Origin of the sequence: Viridibacillus arvi (genome assembly GCF_001274945.1) — a bacterium.
Lineage (GTDB): Bacteria > Bacillota > Bacilli > Bacillales_A > Planococcaceae > Viridibacillus > Viridibacillus arvi.
Window position 1 is genome coordinate 696027 of sequence record NZ_LILB01000001.1, and the last position, 6289, is coordinate 702315.

Below are 6289 nucleotides of genomic sequence, written 5' to 3' on the forward strand. Positions count from 1 at the left end.
GTGAACTTTTCAATATCTCAAGTTATGAAATTCATTCTATCAAACGTACTTCATTTGAATCTGTTGGGTATCCAAATCTACAGGTGAATATACCTTATGTACTCATATAAAACTCCTCTAAAGAGCCATAAGAGGTGTTTGTAAGTATGATTTACTGTTTGAACCAATATTATCATCAAAAAAGACGTACAGCATCGATATAGTTCAATGCCGTACGTCTTTTCTTATTTACTATTTAGATTCAATCACAACATCTTTGGCAACGATAGAAAATTCAGCTAATGGGCTATCAAACAAAACACTTAATCTAAAACCGCCTTCAACTATTGATATCTCTTCGTACAGCCACCATGAGCCATTTCTGACAGGTGCAGTACTAGTAAATTCACTAACACCAATGAAAGTAATCGTTAACATATCCATTTCATGATACGTATTTTCTAAATTCAACTTAATTGTACATGTTTGGTCAGCATTTCTTTCTATTGTTTGAATTATTGCGTCATGAAATGAGCTATCAAATAGATCACTTACGGTTTTAGAAAGTTTACTTTTAGCTGCAATAAAATCTGCTGCACAGCTTTCAAACTTTTCATTTGTCAAAGTATCGAAATGCTCCAGCCAGTTTCTTGCCAAGCTCCGCAACTTATCACTAGGAGACCCTTCGATAATAGAGCCATCTAAAACATATGGGTGGAACTCTTTAGGTAAAAATTTTAACAACTTATCTCGATCACGTTGTAATTCCATTTTGCGTTCTTGTTCTAAATCTATGCCATACTCTCTATAATAAGCTTTTTCCTCTTCCCAATCGCCCATGGTAACAAGGAAAAATAAATAATTAGATAATTGATTTTCTTCAAACCACTGCTTTGTAAAATATTTCATAAATCCATTCCCTTCCTTTAATACAGCTTTTATAAACTTGTTAAAATAACATAGATAAAGTGATTGATAAAGCTTAAAAAAAGATATGGGTAAATGCTGGGGTTTTTATATAGACTATCGAGGTGTCTATAATTCTATTTTATATTTACATATATTATTATACATCCTTTATATTCCTTGTAAATATAAAATTTATTAAAATTTGGTAATAATGTAAAATAATTATTTATAACGTTCACAAAATAGTGATATTATATTGAGTAATTTATAATGCACAAATTCAAATATCAGGTAATTGTGATATGATAAAAGTAACCATATAGGGAGTGTCATTCGACTATATTCTATATGGGTTTAATCTGTAGGGGGTTTTTATATGAGCTTATTTAACATTAAACACACAGAAGGTATTCACAGCATTACAGATGTCAAAAAACATAAGAACAATATTGAATTACATACGATTACGGGAGAAGAATTATATATCGTAGCCTTTTCTGATGAAACATACACGGTGTATGATGATCGCTTTGCGGGTGCTTCAAAGCAAATGAATTCAATTGAAGCTTATGAGATTGATGGGAGCTTCCGAAACTTAGACTTCGATGCAATGCGCAGCCTATTTTCAAATTCATTTGATCGCTTAATGGATGAGCTTTCAACTTATGTAGGGTCGAATAAACTTGTCAATCTGGATGATGTAAAAGAGGAAATTACGAAAGAAATAAAAGGTATTCACTTTAAAATCATTACAGACACAAAGAAATATCAATATTAATTGTGTGAAGCTGCTACCCTTTTGGTGCAGCTTTTTCCTTTTAATTGTAGTTTTGTCTTCACAAATTAAACAATTTCGTATAAAATAATATTATTCCAATAAGAAAGGTTGGTTTTTTGTTTGAGTACCGTTCCTTTTATTCCAAGACCATTAGTTCGTGTAAATCAATGGACTATACTTTTAAGCGTTATTTTAACTTGGATTACAGGTCAGCCTTGGATACTAGCCATTCCTTTATTGGCAAATTTACTTGGTTTGATTTTTAATTATAATCCCATTATGAAATTTGCTCGTCGCTTTTTGAAAAAAGAACCTTCTGCTTATATACCTGAAGATGTTGGCCAACAAAAGTTTAATTCATGTATAGCTATTTCTTGCTTATTTCTTGGCTTAATTGGCTATTTGGCTAATTGGTCAGTACTTGCATATACATTTACGATCATGGTCGCTGTTGCTTCTTTTATAGCTATTTTAGGGTTTTGTATCGGTTGCTTTATTCTTTTTCAACTCAAACAATTTAAGTATCGAATCAGTAAAACTTAATCTTATGAAAAATGATTATTTATGATAAATGCGCCATAGAAAGAGATCACTTTAAAGCGGTCTCTTTCTATGGCTTTATTTCATTCTTTAATTAATGATTTTACTTAGCTTTTCCCATCGAAAAGCCTTCAAATAGACGACCTCCAAAAGGTTCTATTACCATTTCACTTAAATGTATAACTTTACTTTTCTCAGCCGTTTTATAATACGTATCAAATGCATCAACAAATACCTCAGTAAACTTCTCATCATAGTTCTTTAATGCCCGAATTATCCATTTAGAGGATCCTATCCACTGATCATTAGTTCTTAACACAAATTCATGAATAAGCTCAGCTAATGCGTTAGCTATAAAAATCTCTTCTGCACGATTTTTACAACCTATAAAATCATCTAATACATCTGTTATAAAATAACGCTTTGTTGTAATGATTTCTTCTGACCATCTTTCAGGTCCCTTATCTAATATCTCTTTGGCTTCTCGCTTTATTGGTTGAATAATCTCTTCATCTTTTAATATTATCCCTTCCCATAACATCCTTTGCATAGAAGGCTTAGCATCTCTGTAGTCGAGTTCGAAAAAATATTTGTAAGACGTTAAATTATGTACAAAAACTTCGATTGGCCAATCAAACTCTATCAACGACTCTCTATAACTTGAATTTAGACTGCTATCAAATACGACTATGTCAAGGTCAGATGTATCTGTTCCCTCTCCTCTGACAACACTTCCGGCCAACACCGCTCCTTGACAATTTGGAAAATACTTATTAATAAATTGATGTGCTGCTGCAATTGGACTTAATTTCTTTAAATCTCCCATGATCATCACCTCTGATTGAATAGAATTTTCATATTTATTTCCATATTAACGAATAAACGAATAAACTACTAGAAAAAATTTCAAAATACAAGAAACCCTTAACAAAATCAAAAAAAAACGATTAATACTCAAAAATGAGTTAACCGTCTTTTCGAAAATATCATCCTTATTTACTTTTTTATTGATACATTATATTTATCTAAAGTTTCTTCTAAATTTTTCAAATACTTCTCAGACATGCTTTTATTCGTAGCATAAGTAGTCATATAAAATTTATCTTGCTCATCTGCATATGATATCAAGCTTTTGTATATACCTTTTTGATAACCTATATAGTTATTGAAGGCATGATGAATTTCTTTTTCAGCTTCAGTCTTAGGCGATATGTCGACAGTTTTCAAATAAGTTATTTGCTGATTGGCTAATTTTAGAAATTTTTCTCGATTATCTGCATTCTTTAAATAAGAATCATCATTAACAATGCTTTTTACAACACTGTGTATTTCTTCTTTAGATGTTGGCAATTCGACTTTTAATACTTCTTCTACGCTTTTCTTAAAGTCTTTTGAAACTTTTGCATCAGCCTCAGCAACAACCCCAATAGTTTCAACCTTTTTGGCTGTCTTATCACTACTACACCCTGTTATTAATATAGAACCTGCCATTAATACTGAGAGGAATGAAAGAGTTTTTTGCTTAGTAAATTTGCGCATGAATTGCCTCCTAAAGTTATCTTTAATTTTAAATATTCCTAATACTAATGTGTTTTTTTCATTTTAAAGCAGTAAGAATAATTCATAACATATTCTTATTTTTAAGTGTCTCCTTTTTCTAATTTTTTTAATCCTCTATCCAATAATTCAATTATATTTTGTCTGAACCTCTAAGATTTTCCTGTTGTATATAGTTATGCCACAATTTTTACTTTCTACTCCTTATTTGTCTATTTACTTCCTTTTCTTCTCTAAGCATATCAATATAAAAAAACTGCCTCATTTTACATGAAGGCAGCCTTTAATTTTACACTATATAAATGCATTGCACTTGTATCTCCTTTTACTTCAAACATACCGTTTGTTATTAACTCTCTTAAACGATACTCAATATATGCATCACCGATATGATTTTCAATTTTGCCATATGCTTCCCCAACGAACCTAGCTGCCTTCATAAACTCCTCGGGCTCTTCTTCTTTTCTATCCAATATTTCTCTATGTAAAAATTCAGCACATTCAATGATGAAATCATCATAATAATTAGCTTCTGTAGAAATAATCATGTCCTCTTCTAGATAACGCAGAACATTCTTTGTCTTTGAAAGTTGCTGCCACTCATTTACATAACGTGTTTTTTCTAATTTAGTGACTGGCTCGCAATATGGCATCATTTTAATTAATTGTTCTGAAATCACTTCACCTGTAGTCCTAGGTACAAACCTTGGTTCTATTGGTTTAAATTGTGTACTAACATTCACTATTTGAATTGGATTTTGTGCATTTTTTAATTCATTCATTACAAACCGTAACCCTACTTGTTCATGTGCACCATCAGATATCCAAATACAAACAGATACATCATCTTGTAAGCTTTGTAATTGATCGCTTTGTAAAGGAAAGTAAGACTCATCCACATCTCTAAAAATATGTTCTTGCATCCACCCTTTACGAGCATGTATATCATTTAACGGTCCTATGGAAAAAATATCTCTAACGACAATAACCTTTTCTTCATTTGTTTTTTTCATTAAACGTAGTGCATATTTTAAACTGCCAGCAGCTGAGTCTCCATATACGATATGTATTTTGTCCAAAGTATCACTCCTATTCGTTTTCTATTTTAGTCATTTCACCAGTGTATGGATAAAACAAAAAGCGATTTTCTTTTTTGCCCTCTCGACCAACAATCAAATAGCAATCTGTGTGGAATGCAAAGACATCAGTGTTGTAAATGATTTTACCACTCTTTTCTGTTATTACTTTTACACCATATTTGTCAGCGACCTTCACTTCTGCATCAGCAAGTGTAAATGATGGCTTATACAATTCAAAGCTGAAAATTAATAAAAGGACGATAATGATACAGGAAATAGAAAAGCGAAAACTAATGTGTGCATATTGATTCTCTTGACGTTGCAATATGTAATAGATACCCAATCCCATTAATAAAACAATAGGTATTGCTGTAAAACTTTCTAAATTATCTATAAACACATAACGCCTTGATCCAATGTAAAAATATACTGCTATCATCAATAATATTATTGAAGTTATTGGTAACACCTTCTTTTTCAATTCTCTCACTCCTTTCAAAATATCTAGGTTCACCATTTCTACTGTTCCTCTTACACTTTTCATTTATCTTGATAAGTATGCATGTTTTTCTCACTAATGTTGACACTAAGTCCATTCTTTCTCTGTTGGGAGTGATAAACATTACTATGGATTTCGGAACGATACAGTTCAATAGTGCCCTTATGTCCATTACAATTGGTGTTGGATTACTGTTAATAGTTCGATTTATGAAGCATTTGAAGAGATCAAAAATTGGTCAATTGGAAGGCTGGTCAATTGGATTTGCCATTCCAGGTTTTATTTTAACAATAACTGGAGCAAATATGTCTTTAAAAAGGCCATTATATAAATTAGATTTTCATATTAACAATATTATCTTCGGTGAGTTTTCATTAGCTTTTGGTGTTCTATTATTAGCGGTAGCAATTCTTCTATGGAGAAAAGCGAATGTTTTCACGAAAAATAACTTTGATTATATTGATTCAATGACTATTTCTCGAATATTAATGAAAGAGGCACCAATATTGCTAAAACCACTTTCTTATTTTACATTTGCATTGGGTTTAGCACTTATATCTATTGCCATTGCAAGTATCCGTCTTCAATTACTCTCAACTTTAAATGGCGAACTAATAACTAGTTCCTTTACCAAATACCCCTTAGTTGAAGGTCTTTTCATATCCGGTTTATACGCACTCACAGGAATTGGCGCTATCTTGTTACCTTTTACTTTAAAACAATATGCAAAACCAAGTTTCTTCAAAGTTATGATCACTTGTTGGCAAATCGCAGGGATTGCCTTTATTTTATTTGGCATGATGATTTATTTTACTCTTAGCGAGATAATAATCCATTTAATGGGCAAATAAAAAAACGTAGTAGACATTATAGGGACTGACCCCAAATGTATAGACAAATAAAAAAAGCATCTTCGATTGAATTCGGGTTTAGATACCTAAAATTCAA

Annotated in this window: 8 protein-coding genes; 3 read left to right on the forward strand and 5 right to left on the reverse strand. The window is 31.4% G+C overall.

The annotated features are described in order from the left end of the window. Positions 1-231 precede the first annotated feature (231 nt). Positions 232-888 (reverse strand): DUF4085 family protein, encoded by a 657-nt coding sequence (locus tag AMD00_RS03315; RefSeq protein WP_053415655.1) that lies wholly within the window; start codon positions 886-888, stop codon positions 232-234. Positions 889-1264: 376 nt separating this feature from the next. Here AMD00_RS03315 and AMD00_RS03320 point away from each other — a divergent pair, with 376 nt between their 5' ends. Further along, positions 1265-1666: a hypothetical protein gene (locus AMD00_RS03320; RefSeq protein ID WP_053415656.1), complete on the forward strand. Its 402-nt coding sequence runs from the start codon at positions 1265-1267 to the stop codon at positions 1664-1666. 120 nt (positions 1667-1786) lie between these two features. Next, a complete protein-coding gene (locus tag AMD00_RS03325; protein WP_053415657.1) occupies positions 1787-2209 on the forward strand; it encodes a DUF4395 domain-containing protein in 423 nt (140 codons plus the stop codon). Positions 2210-2309: 100 nt separating this feature from the next. Here AMD00_RS03325 and AMD00_RS03330 read toward each other — a convergent pair whose 3' ends face one another. The 4 genes from AMD00_RS03330 to AMD00_RS03345 all read right to left on the reverse strand — a co-directional run bounded on the left by AMD00_RS03330 (position 2310) and on the right by AMD00_RS03345 (position 5386). After that, positions 2310-3032, reverse strand: a complete 723-nt coding sequence (locus AMD00_RS03330; protein ID WP_053415658.1) for a nucleotidyltransferase domain-containing protein — start codon at positions 3030-3032, stop codon at positions 2310-2312. A 170-nt stretch (positions 3033-3202) separates the two neighbouring features. Beyond that, a complete protein-coding gene (locus AMD00_RS03335) occupies positions 3203-3745 on the reverse strand; it encodes a hypothetical protein (protein WP_053415659.1) in 543 nt (180 codons plus the stop codon). A 284-nt stretch (positions 3746-4029) separates the two neighbouring features. After that, on the reverse strand, positions 4030-4842 hold the full coding sequence (locus tag AMD00_RS03340; protein ID WP_053415660.1) for a DUF1835 domain-containing protein: 813 nt from the start codon (positions 4840-4842) through the stop codon (positions 4030-4032). Positions 4843-4852: 10 nt separating this feature from the next. After that, entirely contained in the window at positions 4853-5386 is a 534-nt protein-coding gene (locus AMD00_RS03345) for a hypothetical protein (protein WP_169786303.1), read from the reverse strand. An 83-nt stretch (positions 5387-5469) separates the two neighbouring features. Between AMD00_RS03345 and AMD00_RS03350 the strand changes: the two genes are divergently transcribed. Then, on the forward strand, positions 5470-6192 hold the full coding sequence (locus tag AMD00_RS03350) for a DUF981 family protein (protein ID WP_157059162.1): 723 nt from the start codon (positions 5470-5472) through the stop codon (positions 6190-6192). Positions 6193-6289 lie beyond the last annotated feature (97 nt).

Bases quoted from the DNA above. Each gene is read 5' to 3' on its own strand.
- AMD00_RS03330 (WP_053415658.1), bottom strand. From the start codon at position 3,032: ATGGGAGATTTAAAGAAATTAAGTCCAATTGCAGCAGCACATCAATTT.
- AMD00_RS03320 (WP_053415656.1), top strand. From the start codon at position 1,265: ATGAGCTTATTTAACATTAAACACACAGAAGGTATTCACAGCATTACA.
- AMD00_RS03345 (WP_169786303.1), bottom strand. From the start codon at position 5,386: ATGAAAAGTGTAAGAGGAACAGTAGAAATGGTGAACCTAGATATTTTG.
- AMD00_RS03315 (WP_053415655.1), bottom strand. From the start codon at position 888: ATGAAATATTTTACAAAGCAGTGGTTTGAAGAAAATCAATTATCTAAT.
- AMD00_RS03335 (WP_053415659.1), bottom strand. From the start codon at position 3,745: ATGCGCAAATTTACTAAGCAAAAAACTCTTTCATTCCTCTCAGTATTA.
- AMD00_RS03350 (WP_157059162.1), top strand. From the start codon at position 5,470: ATGGATTTCGGAACGATACAGTTCAATAGTGCCCTTATGTCCATTACA.